Annotated in this window: 21 protein-coding genes and 1 tRNA gene; 13 read left to right on the top strand and 9 right to left on the bottom strand. The window is 68.9% G+C overall.

Going from position 1 to position 24591, the window contains the following annotated elements; all coding sequences use genetic code 11:
• Position 1 precedes the first annotated feature (1 nt).
• On the top strand, positions 2–418 hold the full coding sequence (locus HNV26_RS13455; RefSeq protein WP_171442163.1) for a ComEA family DNA-binding protein: 417 nt from the start codon (positions 2–4) through the stop codon (positions 416–418).
• Positions 419–522: 104 nt separating this feature from the next.
• On the opposite strand, the gene HNV26_RS13465 is transcribed toward HNV26_RS13455, so the two are convergent.
• Positions 523–726: a hypothetical protein gene (locus tag HNV26_RS13465; RefSeq protein ID WP_171442175.1), complete on the bottom strand. Its 204-nt coding sequence runs from the start codon at positions 724–726 to the stop codon at positions 523–525.
• Positions 727–1222: 496 nt separating this feature from the next.
• On the opposite strand from HNV26_RS13465, the gene HNV26_RS13470 reads away from it, so the two are divergent.
• Both HNV26_RS13470 and HNV26_RS13475 read left to right on the top strand, forming a co-directional pair.
• Positions 1223–2479: a tetratricopeptide repeat protein gene (locus tag HNV26_RS13470; protein WP_366816861.1), complete on the top strand. Its 1257-nt coding sequence runs from the start codon at positions 1223–1225 to the stop codon at positions 2477–2479.
• A gap of 166 nt (positions 2480–2645) precedes the next feature.
• Entirely contained in the window at positions 2646–3827 is a 1182-nt protein-coding gene (locus HNV26_RS13475; RefSeq protein WP_171442162.1) for a glycosyltransferase family 2 protein, read from the top strand.
• Between the two features lie 18 nt (positions 3828–3845).
• Here HNV26_RS13475 and HNV26_RS13480 read toward each other — a convergent pair whose 3' ends face one another.
• A complete protein-coding gene (locus HNV26_RS13480) occupies positions 3846–4694 on the bottom strand; it encodes a CHAP domain-containing protein (RefSeq protein WP_171442161.1) in 849 nt (282 codons plus the stop codon).
• 135 nt (positions 4695–4829) lie between these two features.
• Here HNV26_RS13480 and HNV26_RS13485 point away from each other — a divergent pair, with 135 nt between their 5' ends.
• The 6 genes from HNV26_RS13485 to HNV26_RS13510 all read left to right on the top strand — a co-directional run bounded on the left by HNV26_RS13485 (position 4830) and on the right by HNV26_RS13510 (position 11232).
• The gene (locus tag HNV26_RS13485) at positions 4830–6521 is read left to right on the top strand and encodes a HEAT repeat domain-containing protein (RefSeq protein WP_216612224.1); all 1692 of its coding nucleotides are present in this window, start codon (positions 4830–4832) and stop codon (positions 6519–6521) included.
• Positions 6522–6565: 44 nt separating this feature from the next.
• Positions 6566–8641 carry an ATP-dependent helicase gene (locus HNV26_RS13490; protein WP_171442159.1) on the top strand — a complete coding sequence of 692 codons (2076 nt, stop codon included), beginning with the start codon at positions 6566–6568 and terminating at the stop codon, positions 8639–8641.
• Positions 8642–8731: 90 nt separating this feature from the next.
• A complete protein-coding gene (locus tag HNV26_RS13495) occupies positions 8732–10354 on the top strand; it encodes an Hsp70 family protein (RefSeq protein ID WP_171442158.1) in 1623 nt (540 codons plus the stop codon).
• An 8-nt stretch (positions 10355–10362) separates the two neighbouring features.
• Positions 10363–10788 carry an SCP2 sterol-binding domain-containing protein gene (locus HNV26_RS13500; RefSeq protein WP_171442157.1) on the top strand — a complete coding sequence of 142 codons (426 nt, stop codon included), beginning with the start codon at positions 10363–10365 and terminating at the stop codon, positions 10786–10788.
• Positions 10789–10800: 12 nt separating this feature from the next.
• Positions 10801–11070, top strand: a complete 270-nt coding sequence (locus HNV26_RS13505) for a hypothetical protein (RefSeq protein WP_011553508.1) — start codon at positions 10801–10803, stop codon at positions 11068–11070.
• 90 nt (positions 11071–11160) lie between these two features.
• Positions 11161–11232, top strand: a tRNA-Val gene (locus tag HNV26_RS13510).
• A gap of 147 nt (positions 11233–11379) precedes the next feature.
• Here the strand turns inward: HNV26_RS13510 and HNV26_RS13515 are convergent.
• Complete coding sequence (locus HNV26_RS13515; RefSeq protein ID WP_171442156.1) at positions 11380–12339, bottom strand: TerC family protein; 960 nt, start codon at positions 12337–12339, stop codon at positions 11380–11382.
• A gap of 349 nt (positions 12340–12688) precedes the next feature.
• Between HNV26_RS13515 and HNV26_RS13520 the strand changes: the two genes are divergently transcribed.
• Both HNV26_RS13520 and HNV26_RS13525 read left to right on the top strand, forming a co-directional pair.
• Entirely contained in the window at positions 12689–13777 is a 1089-nt protein-coding gene (locus HNV26_RS13520) for a carbohydrate-binding protein (protein ID WP_171442155.1), read from the top strand.
• Between the two features lie 265 nt (positions 13778–14042).
• Positions 14043–15650, top strand: coding sequence for a Rieske 2Fe-2S domain-containing protein (locus HNV26_RS13525; protein WP_171442154.1), 1608 nt, complete (start codon positions 14043–14045; stop codon positions 15648–15650).
• A 144-nt stretch (positions 15651–15794) separates the two neighbouring features.
• On the opposite strand, the gene HNV26_RS13530 is transcribed toward HNV26_RS13525, so the two are convergent.
• The 4 genes from HNV26_RS13530 to HNV26_RS13545 all read right to left on the bottom strand — a co-directional run bounded on the left by HNV26_RS13530 (position 15795) and on the right by HNV26_RS13545 (position 20070).
• Positions 15795–16271, bottom strand: coding sequence for a hypothetical protein (locus HNV26_RS13530; protein ID WP_253816540.1), 477 nt, complete (start codon positions 16269–16271; stop codon positions 15795–15797).
• A 257-nt stretch (positions 16272–16528) separates the two neighbouring features.
• Positions 16529–17668 (bottom strand): hypothetical protein, encoded by a 1140-nt coding sequence (locus tag HNV26_RS13535; protein WP_171442152.1) that lies wholly within the window; start codon positions 17666–17668, stop codon positions 16529–16531.
• A gap of 51 nt (positions 17669–17719) precedes the next feature.
• On the bottom strand, positions 17720–18820 hold the full coding sequence (locus tag HNV26_RS13540) for a coiled-coil domain-containing protein (protein WP_171442151.1): 1101 nt from the start codon (positions 18818–18820) through the stop codon (positions 17720–17722).
• Positions 18817–20070 (bottom strand): glycosyltransferase family 2 protein, encoded by a 1254-nt coding sequence (locus tag HNV26_RS13545; RefSeq protein WP_171442150.1) that lies wholly within the window; start codon positions 20068–20070, stop codon positions 18817–18819. Before HNV26_RS13545 ends, HNV26_RS13540 begins: the two co-directional genes overlap by 4 nt.
• A gap of 201 nt (positions 20071–20271) precedes the next feature.
• On the opposite strand from HNV26_RS13545, the gene HNV26_RS13550 reads away from it, so the two are divergent.
• The gene (locus HNV26_RS13550; protein WP_171442149.1) at positions 20272–21048 is read left to right on the top strand and encodes a 4'-phosphopantetheinyl transferase family protein; all 777 of its coding nucleotides are present in this window, start codon (positions 20272–20274) and stop codon (positions 21046–21048) included.
• Between the two features lie 9 nt (positions 21049–21057).
• Here HNV26_RS13550 and HNV26_RS13555 read toward each other — a convergent pair whose 3' ends face one another.
• On the bottom strand, positions 21058–21843 hold the full coding sequence (locus tag HNV26_RS13555; RefSeq protein WP_216612226.1) for a thioesterase II family protein: 786 nt from the start codon (positions 21841–21843) through the stop codon (positions 21058–21060).
• Between the two features lie 106 nt (positions 21844–21949).
• On the opposite strand from HNV26_RS13555, the gene cysC reads away from it, so the two are divergent.
• On the top strand, positions 21950–22507 hold the full coding sequence (gene cysC / locus HNV26_RS13560) for an adenylyl-sulfate kinase (protein WP_171442147.1): 558 nt from the start codon (positions 21950–21952) through the stop codon (positions 22505–22507).
• A 58-nt stretch (positions 22508–22565) separates the two neighbouring features.
• On the opposite strand, the gene HNV26_RS13565 is transcribed toward cysC, so the two are convergent.
• The gene (locus HNV26_RS13565; protein ID WP_171442146.1) at positions 22566–24155 is read right to left on the bottom strand and encodes an MBL fold metallo-hydrolase; all 1590 of its coding nucleotides are present in this window, start codon (positions 24153–24155) and stop codon (positions 22566–22568) included.
• Positions 24156–24591: the final 436 nt, after the last annotated feature.

The raw sequence follows: 24591 nt of genomic DNA on the forward strand, positions 1-24591 counted from the left end.
CATGGCGAGCCGCACTGCCGCGCTCGCAGCCGTCGCGCTGGGGGTGTTGGGCGTGGGCGTCGTCGCGCGCCTGCGCTGGCCGGATGCGGCGCCCGCGTTGGACTGCGCCGCTGAGTCAGTGCGGATCCGTCCAGATGGTGTAGCCGCCTGTGGAGACGGCGCCGTGCCGACCGGTGCCCAGGCGCTGGCCCTGGGGCGTCCGTTGGATTTGAACTCGGCGACCGAGGAGGAGCTCGCCCTGCTCCCGGGCGTCGGGCGCTCCCTGGCGCGGAGCCTCGTGGAGGCCCGCGAGGAGCAGGGTGGTTTCAAGAGCTGGGATGACGTGGATGCCGTCCGTGGCGTGGGCTCCGCCAAGTTGCAGACCCTCCAGGCGGCCACGTCGCTTGGAGCGCCTCCCGACGCCGGGCCCGTGTGGTAAGCACGTCGAGTGCAGATCTCGTGCCCGCAGTGCTCGATGCAGTACGTCCTCGACTCCCGCTTGCTGCCGCCGGGGGGCGCCTCCGTTCAGTGCACGCGCTGTGGTCACGTGTTCATGGCCACGCCACACGGTGCGCCGCCGCCCTCGCGCTCGACTCCGGCGGTGACGGACGGGGCAGGGCCCGCGCGCTCGAGCATGAAGTCCACGCAGCTCTTCGCGGGGACTCCCCCTGGCGCCACGGCGGGTTCGTCCGTGACGACGACGCAGTCGTACGGTGCGGTGGCGTCGAAGGGGCAGGGCGCCGACAACGCGACGCAGGCGTTCGGGGCGGTGCCTCCCGTTGGCGCCACGCAGACGTTCGGGGCTGTGCCCCCTGTGGACAGGACGCAGGCGTTCGGGACGATGCCTTTCAGGGGACCGGCGGCCGATGCTGGCACCCCGTCGCAGGGCGGAGCTCCCGGGGCCGGGACACAGATGTTCGGCGCTGTTCCTCCGGTGGCACCTGTCATTTCCCCCGTAGGAGGGACGCAGACCTACGGCACGGTTTCCGGACCGCAACACGGCGCGCCAGGGAGTGCCGGACCTGGCTCCGTGGCGCCAGGCAACGCGACCCAGACTTTTGGTGCGTACGCGCCTCCCGCGAGCCCGACTCACGCCGGCGGGGCGCAGGTTGCATCCCAGGGCGCTGCCTCGGCGGACGGCGCCTCCGTTGGATTCGCCGTGCCTCCCGCGAGCGATTCCGTGGCCCCATTGGGGCGCAGCCAGACGTTCAGCGCCGTTCGGCCGTCTGTCTCCGAGGCACCTGTGGGGTCGACGCGGATCTTCGGCTCCGTGCCGCCCGTTCCCGCGCCCGCGAGCCTGTCCGGCGATGCCCTCACGTCGTCACCGGATGCCGCCGAGCCCTTCGCGGGCGTCCGAACGACGCGCCCCTTCGGCTTGTCTCCGCTGTCCGGCGCCGAAGGGGGCATCCAGCTCCCGCCAGACTCGGAGCCCACCGCGGCGCCGGGCGCCGGGGCAGGGGGGCTGAGCCCCCTCGATGACTCCAGTGTCTCGGACCTGGGGCCTCTGGCGGGAACCGCATCACGCCGGGCCCCCCTGGAGCTCCCTCCGGACCTGATTGCGTCCACCCGTCTGTCGATGGACGGAGCGCGGGCGTTCGAGCACGGCAACTCCCAGCGAGTCCGTCCCAGGATGGTGCTGGCCATCCTGGTTGGACTCATCGTGGTGGCCTCGCTGGGCTACGTCGCGCTGAAGAATCGCGGGGAGGAGATCCCCGCCAAGGTGGTGGAGGCGACGGACGGTGCGTCGGTGCTGCTCCGTCGAGATGACTCCGCCTCCCGCGAGCGGGCCGTCGATCGGCTGCGAACCATCGCCACCGAAAATCCCGGCTACGTCGGCGTCCAGGCCGAGCTGGCGGTAGCGCTCACGCTGAGTCTGTCGGATGTCCAGGCTGATGCCGAGCGTCTGCGTCTCCAGGGCGCTGCCATCGCCCGGGGGCTGGAGGCCGCGGCGAAGATGCGCGTCCTTGCCGACCAGGTGGCTCGCCGCACCTCACTCCAGCAGGAGCAGGACGCCAACGCGCGCGAAATGGCGTCCCTGCGTGTCACCACCGACACGCTTCGCAAGGAGCTGGACGAGCAGCTGACCCAACTGCGCAAGGCGCCGGAGTCCGAGCCGCCCAGTGCCGCGGCGGCACGGCTCAAGGCACGCGCTCTCCACGCCTCCGTCCTGGCGGCGCCGGACGCCCTGGCGCTGGCCGAGCGTCTGCGCAACGTGGAGAGCGCTCCGTACCCGTGGAGCACGCTGGCTCGGGCCGAGTACGCGCTGAGCGCCGGGTCGCCGCCGGAGTCGCTCGAGGCGGTGGCCAGGGACCTGGAGGCGCTGCGCCAGGCCGACAGCACGCTGCTGCGCGCCTACCTGCTCGGTGCTCGCGTGGCGCTGAAGCTGAAGGATACGGCAGGCGCCCGTTCACTCCTGGACGACGCCGTGGCGCTGAACCCTCAACACCAGGCGGCGGCTCGGCTGATCGCGCAGATTGACGCGGACGCCGCCTCGCCCTGAAACGACGACCGCTTCCGCCGCCTCGAGGGCTGGAGAAAGTCCAGTCCTTCACCCAGTGCGGAGCCCTCCGTCGCGCGACTGCATGTGATTTCAAGCGCCTGGAGGAGGCACGCCTCTTGCTGAACCCGGACCCGTTTCGAGGACTGGGTGCTGGGAGGCAGGGTTGATGGCGGATGTCTTCTTCTGGTGTGCCGTGCTGCTGCTAGCACACACTTACTTTCTCTACCCCTTGAGCCTTTTTTTGCTTGAAGGGGCCGCGCAGGTGCTCAGGAACGCCCGCGATGTACGGCGCGCGGAAACAGCCAATCAAGGCTCCGGCGGGCAGCGGGCGTTGCCCTCGGTGAGTCTGGTGGTGGCGGCCTACAACGAGGCTTCGTGCATCCAGCAGAAGCTGGAGAACAGCCTCGCGCTGGCGTACCCGGCGGAGCGGTTCGAGGTGCTCATCGGTTCGGATGGTTCGTCGGACGGGACGGATGACATCGTCCGCGCTTGCTCCGACGCGCGCGTGCGGCTTTCGCCGGCGCCGCGGGCGGGCAAGACGACGGTGCTCAACCGCTGCATCCCCATGGCTCAGGGGGACATCGTCGTTCTCTCCGACGCCAACACGATGATTGAACCCGAGGCCATCGAGCGGTTGGTGCGCCACTTCGAGGACCCGGAGGTGGGGGCCGTCTGCGGCAGGCTGCGGCTCTACAACCCCACGAAGCAGGACTACGAGGAGCGCGCGTATTGGCGCTACGAGTCGCTCATCAAGATGTACGAGGGGCGGCGCGGCGCGGTGGTGGGCGCCAACGGCGGCCTCTATGCCATCCGGCGCTCGCTGTTCACCCTGCTGCCGCCGTCCACCATCGTGGACGACTTCGTGATTCCGCTGCGCATCCTGGATCAGGGCTACAAGGTCGTCTACGAAGAGCACGCCGTGGCGCACGAGGAGACCACGGAGGACTACGGCAAGGAGTTCGGCCGCCGGGCGCGCATCGCCGCGGGCAACTTCCAGAGCATCCGCATGGTGCCCGGGCTGCTGCTGCCGACCGCGGGCTTCCCGGCCTTCGCCTTCTGGTCACACAAGCTGCTGCGCTGGTGCGCCCCCGCGCTGATGGGGATGGCGCTGGTGGCGAACCTGTTCCTGCTGGACCGGCTCTTCTACCAGTTCACCCTGTTCAGCCAGGTGCTGTTCTACGCGCTCGCGTACCTGGGGAAGACGGGGGTGCTGAAGCGGGGCACGGCGAAGAAGGCCGCGTCGGTGGCGTACTACTTCGTGACCATGAACCTGGCCATCGTCGTGGGGTTCTGGCGCTTCCTGCGCAACTCGCAGCGCGCCGCGTGGGACCGGACGGCGCGCGCGTAGTCGGACTCCAGGAGCCCGTTACCGGAGCGCCACGGGGACGGGCTTCTGGGCCTTGGGGCTCTTGGGCAGCACGCTGCCGTAGCCCCCGAAGAGCTGCCCGGTGAGGACGGGCTCGCGGTTGGGGCCCGGGTGCCGGAGCATGTCGTTGAGGACCTCGCCCGTCTTCGGATCCCTCCGAAGATGCGGGCGTTCCAGGTTCATGCGGTAGCGCACGACGCCTCGGCGCACGCGGTGGATGACGGTGACCGTCCCGCTGGCGCTCACGTTCTCCACGATGCCCACGTGGGTGAGGCCGTCGTTGCGGCGCCCATCGCGGTTCTGGTCATACGTCTCGTTGAAGAAGACGAGGTCGCCCGGGGTCGGCCGCTCTTCCGAGTACACGCGGCCTCGCGAGCGGGCGAAGCGGTACATGGCGGTGACGCCGTTGTCGCCGGGCTGCACGGTCCCCCGGAAGGTGACGCCGGCCTGGGCGTAGACGCCTTCGATGAGGCCGGTGCAGTCGGACGGGTACTTGCGGCCGTTGAGTGCGACTTGCGTCTTGCCCACCAGCGCCCGCGCCGTGGTCACCACCTTGGCGCGCGCATCACCGGCCACGGGGGTGGGGCGCGTGGCCCGGGCCGGCGTCGCGCGGGACTTGCCACCCGGCGCCTTGGCGGGGCGGGCGGCCACCGTGCCGGGACGCGCCGCGGGCGCCTCGCGGTTCGCGGTGGCCACCTGCTTGGAGAGGGACTCGCGCGGGAAGGCGGGCGGGGAGGCGGAGCGGTAGCGAAGACTGTAGGAGTCCAGCCACGGCTCCAGCGGCGCGCCCGTGGTGGCGCAGCCGGTCGCCAGCGTGGCGAGGATTCCCATCAGCGTGACTGTCCTCATGGTGCGACCTCCCTGTAGCGTCCTGGGGGCACATGGTCCGCCCGGGGAGCTGTGTCGTCAAAAAACCTACCCAGGCAACCGTCCGTCCGCGCTTGGGTTTCCGGGTGGGCGCGGGTGCGGTATTGCTCCAGGGACATGGCCTCCTTTCGCCGAGCCCTCGCCGTCCTGTTGCTGGCCACTGGCTGCATCCCCTCGCCGTATGACCGCGCGGCGAAGAAGGACACCATCGACGGCTATCGCGCCTTCCTTCGCGAATACCCCACGCACCCGGACACCGACGCGGCCGAGGCGCGACTGGAGGAGTTGGAGTTCGAGGAAGCGAAGCGCCTGCACACGGTGATTGCCTATAAGCGCTTCCTGGAGGCGTACCCCGACGCGGCCCAGGCGCGCACGGCGAAGACGCTGTTGGAGGGCCTGCGCTTCAACGGGGCGAAGGAGACGGACACCGTCGCCGGCTGGCGCCAGTTCCTCCAGGAGCACCCCGACGGCGTCCAGCGCGACGAGGCGAAGCGCCTGCTGGCGGAGGCGGAAGCACGTGAGCTGGCCACCACGGAGGATCCGCGCAAGCTGGCGGAGTACCTGCGCGCGTCGCCGGATGATCCCCGCCGCCAGGACGTGGAGGCCCGCCTGGATGCTCAAGCCTTCGCGCAGGCCAAGGCCTCCGGCGCGACGAAGCTCTTCGCGTACCTCAAGGAGCACCCGGCCGGCGCGCACCGCGAGGAGGCGCGCGTCCTGCTACTGCAACTGGAGGTGGAAGGACTGCTCGTCTCCGGCCTGGTGGACGAGGCCGAGGCCCGGGTGAAGGCCCATCCCCTGGGCCCGAAGCTCACCGCCTTCCCGGAGCGGCTGGCCCACGCCCGCGCCGAGCGCGCCGCCCTGGCCCGGCCGGAGCCACTGGCCCAAGCCGCCCACGTGGGACACTACCTGCGCGGGGTGGAGGACCTGAACCGCGCGCTGGTGGCGCCCGATGCCCTGGACCGCTGGCAGGCCGCGGAGGAGCTGGGGCAGCACGTGTCGGTGCGCGTGTTGGATCCGCTGCTGGAGAGCCTGCGCGCGGCGCGCAACCCGCTGATCCGTCAGCACGCCCTGGAGTCCCTGCGCACGGTGCTGGCGGCGCTGCCCAGGCCCGTGGCGGAGTACGAGGTGGCCTCGCGCCTGGATGCCCTGCGCGAGCGCGCCACCAGCGCGGAGATGTACCTCACGGTGGCGGTGCTGCTGGACCTGTCCGGCCAGTTGGCCCAGGCGTCCACGGAGTACCAGCGCGCCGCTGAGTCGGGCGTGCCGGATCCGGTCATCCTGCGGCGCTGGGTGCAGATTCGCGAGGAGCGGCGCCAGCACTTCTCCGCGGCGGTGGCGGCGCGGCAGCTGGCGCTGTGGTCCCTGGAGGTGGCGCAGGAGGAGCCGGTGACGCCCGAAGGGCGTGTTCCCCTGGCGTCGGCGCGGCAGCTCTGCGCGGCGGCCGTCAACGCGAACTTCGCCGCGGCGGCCATCGCCCGTGCCCGGTCCGCGAGCACCGAGTTCCCCGAGGACCTGGCGGAGTTCGAGCGCAAGGCGGCGGACGCCAAGCGGCTGGCGGACGCGCGGCTGGCGGACGCGGAGCTGCTGCTGCGTGAGCAGTCGCCCGGCGTGAAGACGTGCGCGGACCGTGGTGTGCGTGACCGACTGGAGAACGCCGTGAAGGAGCGCACCGCCGCGCTGGACGTGGTGGCGACGAAGCTGCCGCAGGTGGGGCGGCTGCTCCTGGAGGTGGCCCGGGAGCGGGATCCGTCGCCCCAGGTCCGCGAGGCCGCGTCCGCCCGGCTGACCGCGCTCAAGCCGGTTCCCTGATCCGGGTGTCCCGGTGCGCCGGGCCGGTTAGAGTCTGCGTCCCCATGGCCTCCCGCACCGATACGCTCCAGGCCCCGGCCGCGCCGCCCTCGCTGCGGATCGACTACGCCGCGCTCCTCAACGAGGAGCAGCTGCGCGCGGTGGAGGCGGGGGAGGGGCCCGTGCTGGTGATTGCCGGCGCGGGCTCCGGCAAGACGCGCACGCTGACCTTCCGGGTGGCGCGCATGCTGGAGCGGGGTGTTCCGCCCGAGGGCATCCTCCTGCTCACCTTCACCAACAAGGCGGCCCGGGAGATGACGCGCCGGGTGGAGGAGCTGGCCGGCGCCTTCGTGGACGTGCGGCGCATCCTCAGCGGCACCTTCCACCATGCCGCGCACGTCCTGCTGCGCCAGTACGCGGGCGTGCTGGGCTTCTCCAAGAACTTCACCGTGCTGGACCGCGAGGACGCGCGGGACTTGATGGTGACGTGCATCGCCGAGCGCCGGCTCAAGAGCGACAAGCGCTTCCCCCGGCCAGACCTGGTGTTGGACCTGGTTTCCCTGGCGGCCAACCTCCAGCAGCCCGTGTCGCACGTGCTGATGGACCGCCGGCCGCAGATGTTGCCGCTGGCGCCCGAGGTGCTCGCCGCCGCCGCGCGCTTCCAGCAGCGCAAGGCGCAGATGCACCTGATGGACTTCGATGACCTGCTGGTGCACCTCAAGCGCCTGCTGACGCATCACCCGGACGTGAAGGCGCAGCTCACCGAGCGCTTCCGCTGCGTGCTCGTGGACGAGTACCAGGACACCAACCGGCTCCAGGGCGACCTGGTGGATATGCTCGCCGGAGAGCGCAAGGACCTCACGGTGGTGGGGGACGACTGCCAGTCCATCTACAGCTTCCGGGGCGCGGACTTCACCAACATCATCGGCTTCCCCGAACGCTACCCGGGCTGCTCCGTCCATGCGCTGACGCGCAACTACCGCTCCACGCCGGAAATCCTGCGGCTGGCCAACACCTCCATCGCGCTCAACACGAACCAGTTCCCCAAGGTGCTGACGGCGGCTCGGTCCCCGGGCGTCAAGCCGCTCGTCGTCCCCGCCCGGGACGCCGGCGAGCAGGCCGCCTACGTGGCCCTGCGCATCGGTGAGCTCCGCGACCAGGGCTTGTCCCTGGAGGCCATGGCCGTGCTGTACCGGGCCCATAACCACTCGCTGGAGCTCCAATTGGAGTTGACCCGGCGCGGCATCCCCTTCCGGGTGCGCTCGGGCGTCCGCTTCTTCGAGCAGTCCCACATCAAGGACGTGCTGGCCCACCTCCGGTTGGTGAACAACCCGGGGGATGAGCTGGCCTTCAAGCGCGTCATCCGGCGCGTCCCTGGCGTGGGACCGGCGACGGCCGAGCACCTGTGGACCGCGCTGCGCGCATCGCCGGAGGGGACACCCCTGGCGGAGGGGCTGGCCCACGCGGACGTCCGCGCGCACCTGCCACGCAAGGCGCAGAAGGGTTTCCAGGCCTTCGGTGACCTGATGGGGAGGTTGACCCGGCCGGAGGCGTCCCCCTCACCGGGGCGCCTCATCGAGGACGTCCTCGCCGGGGGCTACGCGGACTTCCTCCGGGCGGAGTTCTCCGAGGAGGAGCACCGGGAGGAGGACGTCCGCCAGCTGGCGGAGTTCGCCGGCCGCTTCGAGGACGTGGCGCGCTTCCTGTCGGAGATCGCCCTGGTGTCGGAGTTCGCGGCGGGGGAGGCCTTGAGAGAGGAGGGGCCGGAGGCGTGCCTGACGCTGTCCACCGTCCATCAGGCCAAGGGGCTCGAGTGGCGGGCCGTCTTCGTCCTGTGGCTGGCGGACGGGCGGTTTCCGCTGTCATTGGCCACGCGCCTGCCCGAGGAGGAGGAGGAGCGGCGGCTGTTCTACGTGGCCCTGACCCGGGCGCGGGACTCGCTGGCGCTGGTGTACCCCCAGTCGGTACTGCCCCGGGACGGGGCGCGGATCCTCCTGCGTCCGTCCCGGTTCCTCCAGGAACTGCCCGGCGGGGAGGACGCACCGTTCGACCGGTGCATCCTGTCCACCCCGGAGGCGGAGCCCGAGGCGTCCGTGGGGCAGGATGGTCCCCCTCCGGGTGGATCGGACCCGGTGGACTGACCCCGTCGCCCAGAAACGCGCACTCCCGTGCGCGACGTGATAGACAGTGGAATCAGGGGCGGCGTCTTTTGGCACGAGCCCCCTCACTTCATGGCGGACAGACCTCGCATCATCGGGATTGACCTCGGAACCACCAACACGCTGGTGGCGTCCGTCCGCAACCGCATCCCGAAGATCGTCCCCACCGATCGCGGCAACCTCACGCTGCCCTCCGTCGTGGCACTGTCGGCGCGCGGCGACCTGCTGGTGGGCGGGGTGGCCAAGGACCAGATGGTCACCAACCCGAAGAACACGCTCTGGGGAACCAAGCGGCTCATCGGGCGGAAGTACAACTCCAAGACGGTGGAGGAGCTCCGGGGCTACTTCCCGTACGACATCGTCGAGGGTGCCAACGGGGACGCCGCGGTGATGATGGGCGGCAAGCTGTACTCGCTGCCCCATGTGTCCAGCTTCGTGCTGGGCCAGGTGAAGACGATCGCGGAGCAGTTCCTGGGCGGCCCCATCGAGGGGGCGGTCATCTCCGTCCCGGCCTACTACAACGACAACCAGCGCAACGCGGTGAAGGAGGCCGGCCGGCTGGCGGGCTTCGACGTGAAGCGCATCGTCAACGAGCCCACCGCGGCGGCGCTGGCCTACGGCTTCAACCGGGGCCTGGATCAGAAGGTCCTCGTCTACGACCTGGGTGGCGGCACCTTCGACGTCTCCGTGCTGCACCTGGCCGGCAATGTCTTCGAGGTCCTGGCCACCGGCGGCGACACCTTCCTGGGTGGGGCGGACTTCGACAACCGCATCATGGAGTACGCGCTGGAGCGCTTCCGGGAGGAGACGAAGGTCGACCTCAACACGGAGAACCCCATCGCGCTCCAGCGCATCAAGAACGCGGCGGAGGCGGCGAAGATCGACCTCACGCTGATCCCCAACGTCGTCATCGATCTGCCCTACATCGACGAGCGCAAGGGCAAGCCGATGGACATGCGCATCCCCCTGACGCGCGAGTTCCTCAACAGCCTCACCGGCGACCTGGTGGACCGCACCTTCGAGATCTGCGACCGGGTGCTGGCGGAGAAGGGCATCTCCCGCGCGGAGATCGACGAGATCATCTTGGTGGGCGGCCAGAGCCGCATGCCGCTGGTGCAGCAGAAGATCCAGGCGCACTTCGGCAAGGCGCCGCGCAAGGGCGTCCACCCGGACGAGTGCGTGGCCCTGGGCGCGGCGCTGCTGGGCGACTCGCTGGGCAGCATCGACGCGGTGACGCTGCTGGACGCGCTGTCCATGCCCATCGGCTACGCGATGCCCAACGGGCGCGTGAAGCGCATCATCGAGAAGAACTCGCTGATTCCCATGGTGAAGAGCTTCCGCCTGCCTCCGCCCAAGGAGCCGGGCTCGCCCTTCATCGAGCTGGACATCTACCAGGGGGACAGTGACCTGCTGGTGGACAACGAATATCTGGGCACGGTTCGCGTGCCCTCGGCCGCCGCCGGCCGGAAGATCGACTTCCGCCTCACCGAGGAGTGTCTGCTCCAGGTGACGGTGGAGGAAGCGAGCGGCATGCGCAAGGTGGACCTCGCCACCCGCGACACGCCGGAGCAGCTCAAGCGGGCGCTCCAGGAGGTCGCGTCGCGTCACTCACAGCAGATGCCCAGCTCCAGCAGCAGCGGGAGCGACGACCGGGGGCTCTTCTCCAGTATCAAGAGCATCTTCCGGAGGGGCTAGGAGTCCAGATGGCGAAGTTCCCGTCGAAGGAGTGGGTGGACGAAGCGGTCCGCCTCACCAATGAGGATCCCGAGTGCGCCATGGCCGGCAAGGGCTGGACGGGCGACTTCGGGGCGGTGGTGGAAGCCGAGCCCGGCAAGCTGGCGAAGGCTTTCGTGGTGCACGTCGTCCCCGGCGACTGCCGCATCGAGAAGGCGCGCGTCCTGGCGGATCCAGACGACCTGGACGAGCTGGAGCCGGTGTACCTGGCCCGCGCGCCCTACAGCGTCTGGAAGCAGCTCCTCAAGGGGACGCTGGACCCGGTGGAGGCGGTGCTCAAGCGCCGCATCTCCATGAAGGGCGACCTGCAGCCGCTGATCGAACGCATGAAGTACAAGGGCATCGCCGACCGCGTCTTCGCGCAGCTGCGGACGCAGTTCATCGACGAGCCCTGAGCGAGAGACCCCATGGGAATCAAGGACGACCTGAAGAAGCAGGCCCTCAACGTGTCAGGCAAGGCCATGGAGAAGCTCATGGCCGACGACCGTCGCGCCATGGCCATCGCCAACGCCATTGGGAAGGCCCAGCGCGGCAAGCAGGCGCTCGACCGGGGGCAGGAGGAGCTGATGAAGGCGCTGAACTTCGCGCCCCGCAGCGAGTTCAAGGCCCTGGGCAAGCAGTTGTCCGGCCTCAAGCGCCGGCTGCGCGAGCTCGATGAGAAGCTCGGCGCGCTGTAGTCGAAAATGCGTTGACACCTGAGCGGGCGAATGGCATCTACACCCGCGTTCGCCGCTGGCAACACCGGCGGCGGGCAGCAGACAGCAGAAGGGCGTATAGCTCAGCGGTAGAGCACTGCCTTCACACGGCAGGGGTCGCAGGTTCAAACCCTGCTGCGCCCACTCAAGAAAGGCCGTGAGTCCGAATCGGGACTCACGGCCTTTCTGCTTTTGGGGCTCCGTCTTCACCGCTACGCCAGACGCAAGAAAGCCCACCCCGCATGCTGCGCGGAGTGGGCTTGAAAGCGCGGCGTGAGGCCGCGGTGCGGCTCAGACCTTGTGCGCGTCGGCGCCGTCGGTGGGCGTGTGCCGGGCCTTGATGAGCGACGCGACGATGCTCGCGCCCAGCAGGCCGGCGATGACCGACAGGGACACCGCGGGCGGCACCTTCACGAAGTCGATGAGCGCCATCTTCGCGCCGACGAAGACGAGCACCGCGGAGAGGCCCACCTTCAGGTAGCTGAACTTCTCCACCGCGCCGGACAGCATGAAGAACATGGAGCGCAGGCCGAGGATGGCGAAGATGTTGGACGTGAAGACGATGAAGGGATCCGTCGTCACGGCGAAGATGGCGGGGATGGAGTCGAGCGCGAAGAGGATGTCCGACGCCTCCACCAGCAGGAGCGCCATCAGCAGCGGGGTGGCCAGCTTGCGGCCGTTCTCCACGGTGAAGAAGTGGTGCCCGTCGAAGTTGGGCGTCGAGGGGATGGTCCGCCGGGCAAGGCGCATCAGCGCGCCTTCCTCCGGGTTGTCCTCCTTGTTGCGCTGGAGGAAGAGCTTCACGCCCGTGAGGATGAGGAAGCCGCCGAAGACGTAGATGAGCCAGTGGAAGCGGGCCAGCATCGCCACGCCCGCGAAAATCATGATGGCTCGCAGCACCAGCGCGCTGAGGATGCCCCAGAAGAGGACCCGGTGCTGGTACATCGAGGGGATTCGCAGCGCCGAGAAGATGACGACGAAGACGAAGATGTTGTCGACGGACAGCGACTTCTCGATGAGGTAGCCGGTGATGAACTGGAGGCCGGGCTCGGGCCCGAACTTCCACCACACCCCCGCGCCGAAGACGAGCGCCAGGCTGACCCACACCACGCTCCAGCCCAGGGCCTCCTTGAACTTCACCACATGGGCTTTGCGGTGGAAGACGCCGAGATCGAGCGCCAGCATCGCGATGACGAAGGCGATAAAGCCGGCCCACAGGCCCGGGCTACCGACGCTTTGGAAGGTTTCCATATGGGGGCGTCAGATAGGAGTCATCCGAGCCTTCCGCAAATAGGAATTCCAGCCACACTCCATCGGGAAAACCGAAGGACCCGGGCATAATGCGACCGTGCTCCCTCTGTGGCTTGGAGGGCATACGGGCAGTCAAGAACATCCCAAAGGTCTGGGAAGTGGTCTTGAAGGCGATGGGTTTGGAACCGTCCCGGTTGGAAAAATCAAACACGGGGCTATGAGACCAGCCAGGCGTCACCGTCCCTGAGGGCAGCTACTCCTCCCGACGGAAGGACGCGTCGAGCCACCTCCAGGCGATAGGCGCCTGGGGGCTCGTCACCCTCATGCCTCAAGCAGTAAGGACGCTATTTTGACTCGGAATCGTTTTCTCTCCTCGACGTGTGGTGCGCTCTTCGCTCTGGCCGCCATCACGGGCTGCGGAAATGAAGCTGGTCACGAGGATTCCAACGCGCCAGGGCGGACCGAGACCCCTGGCCAGCCTGGGCAGTTGCCTGCTCCCTCTCCGTCCGAGCAGGCGCCCGGTAGCCAGACCCCTGGCACCCCGGCCCCTGGGGACTCTGACACGTCGCCGGATGGACCTGTCGCCACCACGCCTCCCGGCGAGCCCTCGACCGAGCCCGAGGACCCGTCGACCGAGCCCGAGCAGCCTGTCGAGTCGGGCGCGGACAAGTTCGGCGTGACGATGATCCACCCGACCGTCGCCGGCGGTGAGCAGTGGTTCCTGGCCGACGACGCGATGTCCGACAGCCGCTTCGATCCGCAGGACGACCTCACGCGCAACTCGGACGGCTCCTGGAATCTCAAGAGCGACAAGGTGCGCATGAACGTCTTCACGTCCACCGGCTACAAGCCGAATGAGATCGCCACGTATGACCGTGACGTGCTCGCCAGCCGTGGCTACATGCAGTCGCCGAATGACTGGAAGAACGTCGAGATGACGGGCTTCGTGAAGCTCAACTCCGCGTCCGATGAGTCCGACAACTTCGACATGTATGCGCGTGGCGGGAAGCACAACGACGACCACGAGGGCTGTGAGGGCAGCAGCTACAAGGGCGCGCTGCACTTCAACGGCCAGGCTCGTTTCCAGAAGGAGGCGTGGCACGTCTCCTACGAGCAGGCGCCGTACAAGAAGGTGACGGAGCCGCTGACGGGGCGCTGGGTGGGCTTCAAGACGGTGATGCGGAACACGCAGGTCAACGGCAAGGAGGCCGTGCACCTGGAGCTGTACCTCAACGATAACGCCGACAAGGTCTCCTGGAAGAAGGTCTACGACTTCGTGGACGCCGGTGACTGGGGCGGCGACGCCGAGCACTGCGGCGGCGCGGATGGCGCGATTCCGCTCACGTGGGGCGGCCCCATCGCCACGTTCCGTTGGGACAGCACCGACGACGTGGACTTCAAGTGGCTGTCCGTGCGGGAAATCGCGCCGGAGCAGTGAGCCGCTGAGGTCTGGCGCGCCCGCGGAGCAGGAGCTCGCCTGAACAGCAGCCCGCATTCCCACGAGGGCGTGGGGGACCCGACGCGGTCCCCCGCGCCCTTCGTGCGTCCATGGACGGGAAGGTCCACCTCCCGGGCGGGTGGCGAGTGTGGCTTCGGCCACCCCACCTTGCGGGCGCCGACGCGCCAGCCAGCCGCCGGCAGCCTGTTTCGCCGGGGCCCGGCGCTCAGGCCGGCCCACTGGCTGTCAGAGAGGAAGACTTCCCATGCACATCACTTTCCTGGGCCACGCCGGGTTCGTCGTGGAGACGGCGGGGGCCATTGTCGTCATGGACCCATGGCTGTCGTCCCGCGGGGCATTCGACTCGGCGTGGATGCAGCTGCCGTGCAACCACCACCTGGCGCCGCGCGTGCGGGAGATGTTGGAGACGCCCGGCAAGGAGCGCTACCTCTACGTCAGCCACGAGCACAAGGACCACTTCGATCCGGAGTTCCTGGCCACCATCCGCCAGCGGGACTTCACGGTGCTGGTGCCGCGCTTCCATCGCTCCGAACTGCAGGACGTGTTCGCCAGGTATGGCTGCAAGCAGGTCATCGCCTGCGAGGACGGCCACGAGGTCCCCATCAAGGGCGGCTACGTGAAGCTGTTCGTGTCGGAGCAGGGGACCAACCGTGACTCCGCGGTGATGGTGCGCGGTGACGGGCAGTGCTTCCTCAACATCAACGACTGCAAGCTCCATGACCGGATGGGGCGCATCGTCGCGGAGGAGGGGCCCATCGACGTGTTCTCCGCGCAGTTCTCCGGGGCCATCTGGCACCCTACCTGCTACGAGTACCCGGCGGATACCTACGCGGCCATCTCGCTGAAGAAGCGGGAGAGCAAGTTCGAGGCGGTGGCGCGCACGCTCGAGGTGCTTCATCCGCGGGCATACATCGCGGCGGCCGGGCCCGCGGCCTTCCTGGACCCGGCGCAGTTCCACCTCAATTTCGAGAAGGTGAACATCTTCCCGAACGCGACGCAGCTCTTTGCCTTTCTGCGGCAGCGTCTGCCCCAGGGCAAGACGCGCTACCTGGAGCCGATGCCCGGGGACGTGCTGGACGCGAAGTCGCTGGAGTTCGTCTCGCAGTCGGCCGAGCGGGTGACGCCGGAGAACCTGAAGGCGTACCTGCACGACTACGCGAAGCGGCAGGAGTCCGTGTTCCGCGAACGGCGGCGCAACCTGCTCGTCGCGGAGGTGGCGGAGATTCACGAGCGGCTGCGCGTGGAGCTGCAGCGCAAGCTGGACCTCCTCGACCTGCACGAGCGCGTGGGCATGCCGCTCTACGTGGAGCTGACGGAGCTTCCGGAGAAGCTCTTGCGCGTGGACTTCAAGGCGCGCCGTGTCCACGTGGTGGCGGACATCCAGGAGGAGGTCCGCTACACGCTGAAGACGAGCGCGGCCGACGTGGGGCGCGTGTTGGACCGCAAGCTTACGTGGGAGGACTTCCTGCTGTCGTTCCGCCTGCGACTGAGCCGCAACCCGGACGTGTATGAGCCGGTGCTGCACGGCTTCCTGGGCGTGGAGATCGAGGACATGCGCGAGTTCTGCGAGGGCATCCGCTCCACCGAGTCCCAGCGGGAGCGAACGGTGGTGGAGGCTGGCGGGCGGCGCTTCTCCATCCAGCGCTTCTGCCCCCACCAGGGCGCCGACCTGTCCGAGGGCTGGGTGGAGGAGGGGCGCTACCTGGTGTGCCCGCGTCACCGTTGGCAGTTCGACCTGGACGCCGGGGGCGTGTGCACGCAGAACACGTCCACGCTCTGCGCGGAGCTGCTGCCCGAGCGTGAGCAGGAGAAGCCCCAGACGCCGGCGGCGGACCCGCAGCCTCAGCTGTAGTGCCGTGTCCCCTGGGCGCCGCGCGGTTGCCGTGGCGCTCAGGGGGGACGACGCCAGCGCGGAGCCGGTGACCGCGTGCCCCTGGCGCGCCTCTGGGGTCGGCCGTGGGTGTTCTGTGCGCTTGGCGCGGAGGGGCCGCATGCTTCAGGGCGGCGGCGTGGAGAGCTGGAGACTCAGCCGGACGTTGTCCGAGCGCAGGCCCACCGGGGCATCCGGCGCGAGCGCCTCTTCGGGCAGCTCGCCCGTCCACGCGAGCGTGTCGTCCGCCCAGACGCGGAGGACCTTGCCGTCGACCTGGGCCCGCAGCGTGTGGGGCTCCCCTGACGAGGGCGCTTCGAGCCGGACGTGCTGCTTGGGGCGCAGGAGGGTGTAGCCCCGGTTTCCGCACTCGCGGCTGGTGTGCTGTCCCGGGTTGCGCTTGAAGTTGACGACGATGCCCGGCTTGGGTGCCAGCCGCCACATCGCGTACAGCACGTTGCAGGCATCCACCGCGAAGAGCTTGAGACCCACTTGCTGACGCTGCTCGCCCGAAGCCAGGGCCACCTGGCGCTCAGTGAGGCCTAGCAGGGTGAAGCGCAGCGCCACGTTGTTCGTCGTGCTTCCAGGCACGATGGCGCGCATGCGCGGCCCGTCGACGAGGAGTTGATCGCCGGGGCCGGGCTCCAGGCTCCCTTCAGTGACCCTCAGTCGGGACAATGGGACGCGCGTCAGCATGGGCCTGCCTTTCGTCCGGGGAGCCTCTGGGCGGCGCGGCTCACCTCGTTCATTCGGAGCCAGGCGTGGCGCGACATCACCCTCCCGGCCTTCATTCGCTGGACTGGAGCCGGCGCCCAGCAGCGCGGCCAGGACGCCGCAGGCCACGAGCAGCCGGCGCGGTGTCACGGCGACCGGGCACCCAGGAAGGACTGAAGCGATTCCACATGGGCACGCAAATAGGCCTGCTCCGCGCGCAGGCGGGTGATTTCCATCATCAGGTAGCCGCGGAAGCGGCGAACCTCCCGTGTCTGGAGCGCGTCCATGGACTGCAGCTGCGCTTCCAGGTCCGACACCAGGGTGCTCACCTCGCGCAGCCGGCCCTCCTCGGTGCGGTGGACGGTGCGCAGCTCGGCGACCAGCTCGTTGACCCGCTGGGGCACGCCCGACACGTCGTCGAGCGTCGCGCGGCGGCGGCCCTCCCTCGCCCGTGCGTTGGCCGAGCCCTGCCACAGGTGGCCCAGATTGTAGGACAGCGTGAGCTGCCCGAAGAGGGGCAGGTCCTGGTCGACGTCAATGAGCTCGTCGTACCCACCGCGCAGGCTGACGCGCCAGGCGCGCGAGCGGCGCAGCGCTCCGTTATATGCCTCGAGCTGATCATCCGCGGCTCGCAGCTCGTTCAGCACACTCTCCAGCCGCTGACCTTCTTGAACCCGAGGCCGTGCCGCCAGCCGGTCGCGAGCAATCTGGGTGTTGCTGGAGAGCTGACGCAGCCCATCCAACCGGACCTGCACCGCGTTCAACTCCTCCAGCGTCACCTGGCCCTGCTTCATGTCGTTTCGAAGCGACGTGAGCAGCGCCTCGGCGTGAGGCAGCGCCTCCTCCAGGACGCGAGCTCGAGCCTCCAGCGCGGCCTGTTCGCCCAGGCCGCTGCCCTGGCGGATGGCGGACTCCAGCACCGTCATCGCCCGCTGACGGCGGCACTCCGCCTCCGCGCGCTTGTGGATGGCTCGACCGCGGTAGATCCCCACGAGGTCGTACATCAATCCTGCCGTCACTCGCGGGGTCGGCTCACCCAGCGGCGTGGTCCCAGCGCCGCCGCTGGCTTCGCCCGCGTTGACCACGCCGAAGGCCCCGAACAGCTCGGGCGCCAGTTCGAGCGCGGCCTCCGCGCTGCCCACGCCGCGGACGAAGTCGCAGTAACCGGCGGCCCGGTCCTCGCTGGACGGCGACGTGAGTTCTCCCGCGGGAGGAGGCGCCGGCTGGGCCAGCGCCAGGCGCGCGGCAAGTGACAGCAATGCGCCACAAGTGACGGTCATCCGCATGGTCGAGTGTCTCCGGCTCCGAGGCCGTCTCCAGTCAAAGGGTGGTGGGACTCACAGCAGCAGCGGCGGCCGGCCCAGGTGGAGCAGGTCTTCCCGGGCGGAAGGCGGGTCCGTCAGCTGGACCTCCACCATGACGCCGCGGAGCATGTACTGGCGGATGGGGTGCTTGAGGGACACCTCGCCCTCGAGCACGCGCCCGATGACGCCCACCTCATGGCACCAGATGACCTTGGCCGCGCACGCGTACAGCGGCGTGCCCTGCTCGGCGTTCGGGATGTTCTCGTACGGGACGAATGCGACCGTGAGGTCCTTCTCGATGGCCTTGAGGTAAGGCGACGCACGCAGCGACGCAATCAGCGTGTCGTAGCGCAGGGCCACCTCGTCCAGGGCGGCCAGGTCCGTCTGGAGGCTCTTCAGCGTCGCCTCCGCGCGGGCCTGCTCCAGGACGGAGTGCGTGTACTCACGCTCCAACAGCAGCACGTCGGACGTCATGCCCTGGGGCGTCTCGTTCTTGCCCATCCCGGACTGCACCGCGGAGAGGCCGGCAATCTCCCGCTGGAGCGAATCCAGCCGCGTCTCCAGGTCCGCCGAGGACTGCGCCAGTGACAGGTTGCTCTGCGCCAGCTGCGCCAGGTGGTGGTTGATGGTGAGCTTCTCCTCCTGCTCCATCAGGCGCGCGTCGTACAGCGCGTCGGTGCGCGTGCGCGCCAGTCCGGCGAAGGCACGGTTGGACTGGAGGATCTCCGCCCGGGCGTTGTTGTACTCACGGCGCAGCAACGACAGCCGCTGCGCCACCCGGTCCCTGGCGTCGCGCTCGCCACGCAGGGCGACGAGGAAACGCTGCTGGAACGCGCGCTCCGCGGCGACGGTGCGCTCGGCGTCGGAGATGCGGTTCTCCACCGAGCGCCGGTCCGACAGCACGTGGTCGCGCGCGGACGTCTGCGCGGCCACCTGCGTATTGAGCGTGAGAATCTGTGGGTCCGTCGGCGAGATGACCGTGGGGGTCACCCAGCTGCGGCTCACCAGGAAGAAGCCCTGAACGGACAGAAAGGACACCAGCCCGAGCATGATGAGCGCGAGCAGCAGGGAACCGATGAACTTGTAGGCGGAGACGGCGATGCTGTTGACGCGATTGGCGACGCGTTGGTTCATGGCGTAGTGCCCTCACCAGCATGGGTGGGAGGAAAGCGGCCCCCGGAGTCGACCGGCGACGTCTCGGGAGCGGCACTGGCGCTGCCCCGCGTCTCCCAGCTCCCTGAGTCCAGCGTCAGCAGCGCCAGCGGTGTGAAGAGCGCGTACGTCACCGGCATCAGCAGGGCCATGGGCAGGAAGCTGGCGCCGTGGACTCGCCGGTCCGCGGGAAGGTGCCGTGTTTCGATTCGATAGATGACCCCGAGCAAGCCGATGACCAGGAAGTGGAAGGCGAGGATGTCCCAGAACTCGCCGGTCAGGACGTTGTGCACGATGACCAGCGGGTAGGAGAGGAGCAACGCGAGCTGTGACACGTAGTGGACCGCCACGACCGGGTGGAGCCGCCAGGCGTGTGACAGGCCGCCCAGCAGGTCCACCAGGTTGGAGCGGCGCCACCGGAGCTGTTGGGAGAAGTACCCGGCCAGCGTCGACGGCGCGGCGGTGAAGCAAAAGGCGTCCAGCGTGTAGACCGTCTCGTAGTCGTGCTTGACGATCTGCCGCGTGAGGAACCGATCCTCGCCGTACTTGATGGGGATGCCCGCGATGGCGCGCGCCTCGAGGATGGGCTCCAGCTCCAGCAGCACGTGGCGGCGGTAGGCGGTGAGGCAGCCCGACAGGCACATCACCTGGCGGAAGCTGCGCTCCAGGTCCTTGAGCCACTCCTGGGCGAAGTGGAACTTGATTTCAATCATCCGCGTCATCCAGTTCTGATGACGGTTCGTCACGTAGGTCCGGCCGCCCACCGCGGCGATGCGCGGGCTGACGAAGCGGCGCACCAGCTGGCGGACGGCGGCCTTGTCGACGATGACGTCCGAGTCCACCGACACGATGATTTCCGCGTCCGTAGCGGCCTTCACCGCGCGGTTGATGCCCTTGCGCTTGCCCATGTTCTCCGGGTTGCGCATGACGATGACGTTGGGGTTTCCCTCCGCCGCCTTCAGTGCCCAGGCGTAGCTGTCGTCCTTGGAGCAGTCATCCACCACCACGATTTGAAGCAGGTGGCTGGGATAGTCCTGCTCCAGGAGACTTCGAACGCCGTGGTAGATGCCTTCGCCTTCGTTGAACAGCGGGATGACGATGGCGACTCGTGGCAGGTAGGTGTCGTCGACTTTGTCGAACTTCCGCCCCTTCAGGCGCCGTAGCAATGGCCCGAGGACATAGCGGTTCATCAGAACCACCATGAAGAGTAACTGAATTGGAAAGAGCTCCATCCGTCCCTGCCCCCCGTCACGCCTCGAGCCGCTCTTGTCGCGACCCCACCTGCCGCCGCGAACCCCAACACGAGCGAGCGAAAGGTTGGCGGGGGCAACGGTGTGTGCCAACTGCCTCGCGGACCAGAGACAGTGGCCATCAGTGGCCATGCCACGCGGAAGCACGCAGGGGCGAGCAGGCGGCGGTGGTAGAAAGGGGGCATGCCGACAGACTTCCAGCCCCTCGCGCTGCGCCCGGATGAGGTCCATGTATGGATTGTCGAGCCCGAGCGCATCGACGACCCGCGCCTCCTGGATGCCTACTGGGCGCTGCTGGACACGAAGGAGCGCGACAAGCAGCAGCGCTTCCGCTTCGAGCGGCACCAGCGCCAGTACCTGGTGAGCCATGCGCTGGTGCGGCTGACGCTGTCGCGCTACGCGCCGGTGGCGCCGGAGGCCTGGGCCTTCGACACCAATACGTACGGCCGGCCGGTGGTGCGGGGGGCGTGGGGCCCGAAGCTGCGCTTCAACCTGTCCCATACGGACGGCATGGCGCTGGTGGCGGTGGGCTGGGACGCGGAGCTGGGCGCGGACGTGGAGGACGCGCAGCGGAAGGGGGAGACGGTGGAGATCGCCGACCACTACTTCGCCGCCTCGGAAGTGGCGGCGCTGAAGGCCCTGCCGCCGGAGCGGCACCGGGAGCGCTTCTTCGAGTACTGGACGCTGAAGGAGTCCTACATCAAGGCGCGCGGTGCGGGGCTGTCACTGCCGCTGGACCAGTTCGCCTTCCACCTGGAGCCGGGACAGGCGCCGCGCATCTCCTTCGACCCGCGGATGCAAGACGTGCCGGAGGCGTGGCAGTTCGTTCAGTTGCGACCGTCGGAGCGGCACCAGGCGGCGGTGGCGGTGAACCGGCCCCGTGGGCAGCCGCTGACGGTGCGCTGGCAGTTCACGGTGCCGCTGGCCGGGGACACGCCGCCCCGGTTCCAGGCGGCGTAGACGACGGGCTCAGGGCGCGCGGCCCATCCACCGGTTCAGGTCCTCGCTGATGTGCGCGAGGAGGGCGTCCCGCTGCGACTTGATGAAGAAGTGGCCGCCGGGGAAGAGGCGGACGCGGACGTCCTCGCTCCGCGTCTCGTCGCGCCAGCGCTCCAGGTTCGCGGTGGGGACGTGCTTGTCCTCGGGCGAGCCGACGACGGAGATGGGGACCTCCAGCTTCGCGGGCTGGGGGCCGTCCTCCGTGAAGGCGATGCCGAAGTCGGCGCGCAGCATGGGCAGCACCAGCTCCAGCAGCTCGCGGTGCTGGAAGATCTCCTCGGGCGTGCCGTCGTAGCGCCGCAGCTGCGCGATGAACTCCGGTTCGGGCAGGTGGTGGATGGGCTCGCGCGTGTTGACGGACGGCGGCCCGGCGGCCCCCAGGACCAGGCCCACGGGGCGTGGGCCATTGCGGGCCTGGAGGCGCCTGGCGAGCTCCAGGGAGATGCGCGCGCCCATGCTGTAGCCGAAGAAGGCGAAGGGCCGGTCCAGCAGCGGCGCGATGGCGGGCAGCAGCGCGTCCACCAGGGCGGGCAGGCTGCCAATGGGCTTCTCGGACAGGCGGCGCTCGCGCCCGGGGAGCTGGACGGGGCACAGCTCCACACCCGGCGGCAGGCCCTGGCTCCACTGGTTGTAGATGGCCACGCTGCCACCGGCGTACGGAAGGCAGAACAGCCGCAGCCGCGGGTCCGTCAACGGCTTCCGGGTGGGGAACCAGCGGTCGGGGGCATGAGGGCTCGAGTTGGACGCGCTTTGCATGACGTGAAGGCTCTGTCGCATGGCCACGGAAAACGGGTCAAGTCCCGGAGGCCACGTGGCGTGTTAGCGTTTCGGGGACGCGCAGGGGCGTCATTTTGGAGTCACAATGGGGCGTTCCGCGGGCTTCATACTCTGGCTGACGGGTCTGTCAGGTGCGGGCAAGAGCACCTTGTCCCGTGCCCTGCGTGCGCACCTGGCCTCGTCGATGCCCGTGGAGGTGCTGGACGGGGATGAGGTGCGCACCTGGCTGTCCCGCGGACTGGGCTTCACCCGCGAGGACCGCGAGGAGAACGTGCGCCGCATCGGTCATGTGGCCCGGCTGCTGGCGAAGCACGGGGTGGGCGTCATCGCCGCGGCCATCTCGCCCTATGCGAGCTCGCGCGCCGAGGTGCGCCGGCTGGCGGAGGAGGCGGGCATCCCCTTCGTGGAGATCTTCGTCCAGGCGCCGCTGGAGGTGCTCATCGCCCGGGACGTGAAGGGGCTCTACAAGAAGGCGCTGGCCGGCGAGCTGGCGCACTTCACCGGCGTGTCGGACCCCTATGAGGCGCCTGACGCGCCCGACGTCACCGTCCGCTCGGATGTGGACACCGTGGAGGCGGGCCTGTGGCGCGTCCTGGATGCGCTGAGAATGCGGGGCCTGCTCGACGCCGCCGCGGCGGCGTGAAGCGCGTCTCCGAGGTGGCGGAGTGTCCGCGCACCTCGGAGGGAGCGGAGGCGCGGACTCAGGCGAGGATGCGCTCCATCTTCACGTAGGGGCGCTCGGCCTGGATGCCCTTCGTGCGGCAGTGCTCCAGGAACTTGTTCGACTCGACAATCTGCGGGGCCTTGTCGTCGTAGACGAGGATCATCACGTGGCGCAGCCACGGCTCCTGGCCCATGGCGTAGACGTAGACCTCCTTGGGCGACAGGTAGTTGGTGATTTCGATGGCGCGAGCGCTGTCGGAGCCGTTGAGCCGGCGGGCCTGGTCCATCTTCCGGGGCAGGGGATTGCACAGCAGCGGGCCGTACATCCAGCTCATCGGGCCGCCTTCGCACTCCATGCCGAGGAACAGCACGTCGATGGTGCCGACGATGTCGCGCAGGTGCTGGTACATGCGCGGCTCGATGGCGTTGGAGTCCGCGGCCATCAGCATGGACTTGCCGCCCAGGCGCACCAGGTGCGCCGTCTTGGCCTGGATGGCCAGGTCGCTGTGCTCGCCCAGGAAGGGCAGGCCGGTGATGGAGCCGCCCGGCACGGGAATCTCCTGGAGGTCGTCAATCTCCACCACGTTCTTGAAGCCGTTGTGGTGGAGCATCAGCCGCAGCGACGGGTCCGCCAGCGAGTTGCCGTTGTTGCGCGGGACGATGATGCAGCCCACCCGGTGCCGCAGCTGGATGAGCGTCTCCATCATCAGGTGGTCGGCGTGGCCGTGCGTGAGGACCACGTAGTCGATGCGCTCGGGCAGGTCGGAGTGGGTGAAGCGGGGGAGGTCCGTGGGGAACTCGTAGCTGATGACGGGGTCGGTGAGGATGCTGACGTCCTTCGTCTCCAGCAGCACGCAGGCGTGGCCGAAGTAGCGCACGCGCACGCCCTCACCGGCGTAGCGCTCCGTGCGGCGGGGCTCGACGTCGGTGAAGAGCGCGGCGAAGGCGTCCGCGGCGGAGGCGGGCACGCCGAGCATCTCCGCGACCTGTCCGGGCGAGCCCGGCGTGTGGCGCATGCGGAAGAGGGCGTCCAGGCCCTCGTGCTTGTAGGGGACGCGCAGCCACAGCGGCGTGTCCTCCTCCAGGCGGGGCGTGCTGAAGATGTAGGGCCGCCAGTCGCCGTCCACCTGCATGAGCGTCACGCTCTGCGAGGACTCCTTGTGGAAGGGGCTGCGGTACAGGAGCGGCTCGATGTACCGCGCGCTGGCGCGGTTGCTCAGGTCGTACGTGAGCTCCACGTAGCCGCGGAGGATGTCGGGCACCTTGGCGTAGAGGCCCTCCAGGGAGCCGCCGTTGTTGGGCGCCATGAGCTGCTCCAGCTCGGCCACCGCCTTGGTGTACGCGAGCATGTTGGCCTGCTCCTTCTGCGTCCGCTCCAGGAGCTCCTTCACGCGCGGGGCCTTCGCCGCCGGGTGGTTGATGAACGGGCCGCCCATCAACATCGGGTTCTTCAGGGCCGCCACGTGCACGTCCGGGTTCGCCACGAAGGACTGCATCAGCTTCTGGTGCAGGTTCGTCACGAACAGCGGGGCCGTCGCTGGAGACAGCAGGTACCACCACGCGTACCACTGATTGTAGAGCGGCTCGATGGCGACGTTCGGCTTGAGGTACATGGGTCGGTCCAGCATGGCGGTCTCCTCCGAGCGAGGTCCGGAAAACGTCGGGTAATTGGCAAACGTGGAGCCCGTAGATACACGGATTCGAAGGGTGATGCACGGGGCCAACACGGCGCATCTTTTGCGTTGGCTCAACCGTGCGAGCATTCGGGCGCATCCCTTTCATCGTGCAACTCGAGCAAGGAGCGTCCCATGAAGGCAGCTTGGAATGTTGTGCTGTCCCTGATGGTGGGAGTGGCCGTGGGCTGTGGCGTTGGCGCCGTGGATTCGGAGGGCGCGCAAGACGATGCGCTCGCCACGTCGGAAGCCGCGCTCGCGGTCTGTGGAGACGGTGTCTGCGAAATCGGCGAGCGACTGAGTTGTCCCCTGGATTGCCCACGTGGCGAGTTCTGTGGAAACGGCGCGTGCTGTCCTGGGGAGACGGCCCGGGCCTGTCCCGAGGACTGCA

It is taken from the genome of Myxococcus xanthus (genome assembly GCF_013116825.1).
GTDB lineage: Bacteria > Myxococcota > Myxococcia > Myxococcales > Myxococcaceae > Myxococcus > Myxococcus xanthus_B.

Excerpts from the sequence above, each read along its gene's own strand:
- HNV26_RS13455 (WP_171442163.1), top strand. The coding sequence starts at position 2 with ATGGCGAGCCGCACTGCCGCGCTCGCAGCCGTCGCGCTGGGGGTGTTG.
- HNV26_RS13475 (WP_171442162.1), top strand. The coding sequence starts at position 2,646 with ATGGCGGATGTCTTCTTCTGGTGTGCCGTGCTGCTGCTAGCACACACT.
- HNV26_RS13480 (WP_171442161.1), bottom strand. The coding sequence starts at position 4,694 with ATGAGGACAGTCACGCTGATGGGAATCCTCGCCACGCTGGCGACCGGC.
- HNV26_RS13485 (WP_216612224.1), top strand. The coding sequence starts at position 4,830 with ATGGCCTCCTTTCGCCGAGCCCTCGCCGTCCTGTTGCTGGCCACTGGC.
- HNV26_RS13490 (WP_171442159.1), top strand. The coding sequence starts at position 6,566 with ATGGCCTCCCGCACCGATACGCTCCAGGCCCCGGCCGCGCCGCCCTCG.
- HNV26_RS13495 (WP_171442158.1), top strand. The coding sequence starts at position 8,732 with ATGGCGGACAGACCTCGCATCATCGGGATTGACCTCGGAACCACCAAC.
- HNV26_RS13500 (WP_171442157.1), top strand. The coding sequence starts at position 10,363 with ATGGCGAAGTTCCCGTCGAAGGAGTGGGTGGACGAAGCGGTCCGCCTC.
- HNV26_RS13505 (WP_011553508.1), top strand. The coding sequence starts at position 10,801 with ATGGGAATCAAGGACGACCTGAAGAAGCAGGCCCTCAACGTGTCAGGC.
- HNV26_RS13515 (WP_171442156.1), bottom strand. The coding sequence starts at position 12,339 with ATGGAAACCTTCCAAAGCGTCGGTAGCCCGGGCCTGTGGGCCGGCTTT.
- HNV26_RS13525 (WP_171442154.1), top strand. The coding sequence starts at position 14,043 with ATGCACATCACTTTCCTGGGCCACGCCGGGTTCGTCGTGGAGACGGCG.
- HNV26_RS13530 (WP_253816540.1), bottom strand. The coding sequence starts at position 16,271 with ATGCGCGCCATCGTGCCTGGAAGCACGACGAACAACGTGGCGCTGCGC.
- HNV26_RS13535 (WP_171442152.1), bottom strand. The coding sequence starts at position 17,668 with ATGCGGATGACCGTCACTTGTGGCGCATTGCTGTCACTTGCCGCGCGC.
- HNV26_RS13540 (WP_171442151.1), bottom strand. The coding sequence starts at position 18,820 with ATGAACCAACGCGTCGCCAATCGCGTCAACAGCATCGCCGTCTCCGCC.
- HNV26_RS13545 (WP_171442150.1), bottom strand. The coding sequence starts at position 20,070 with ATGGAGCTCTTTCCAATTCAGTTACTCTTCATGGTGGTTCTGATGAAC.
- HNV26_RS13550 (WP_171442149.1), top strand. The coding sequence starts at position 20,272 with ATGCCGACAGACTTCCAGCCCCTCGCGCTGCGCCCGGATGAGGTCCAT.
- HNV26_RS13555 (WP_216612226.1), bottom strand. The coding sequence starts at position 21,843 with ATGCAAAGCGCGTCCAACTCGAGCCCTCATGCCCCCGACCGCTGGTTC.
- cysC (WP_171442147.1), top strand. The coding sequence starts at position 21,950 with ATGGGGCGTTCCGCGGGCTTCATACTCTGGCTGACGGGTCTGTCAGGT.
- HNV26_RS13565 (WP_171442146.1), bottom strand. The coding sequence starts at position 24,155 with ATGCTGGACCGACCCATGTACCTCAAGCCGAACGTCGCCATCGAGCCG.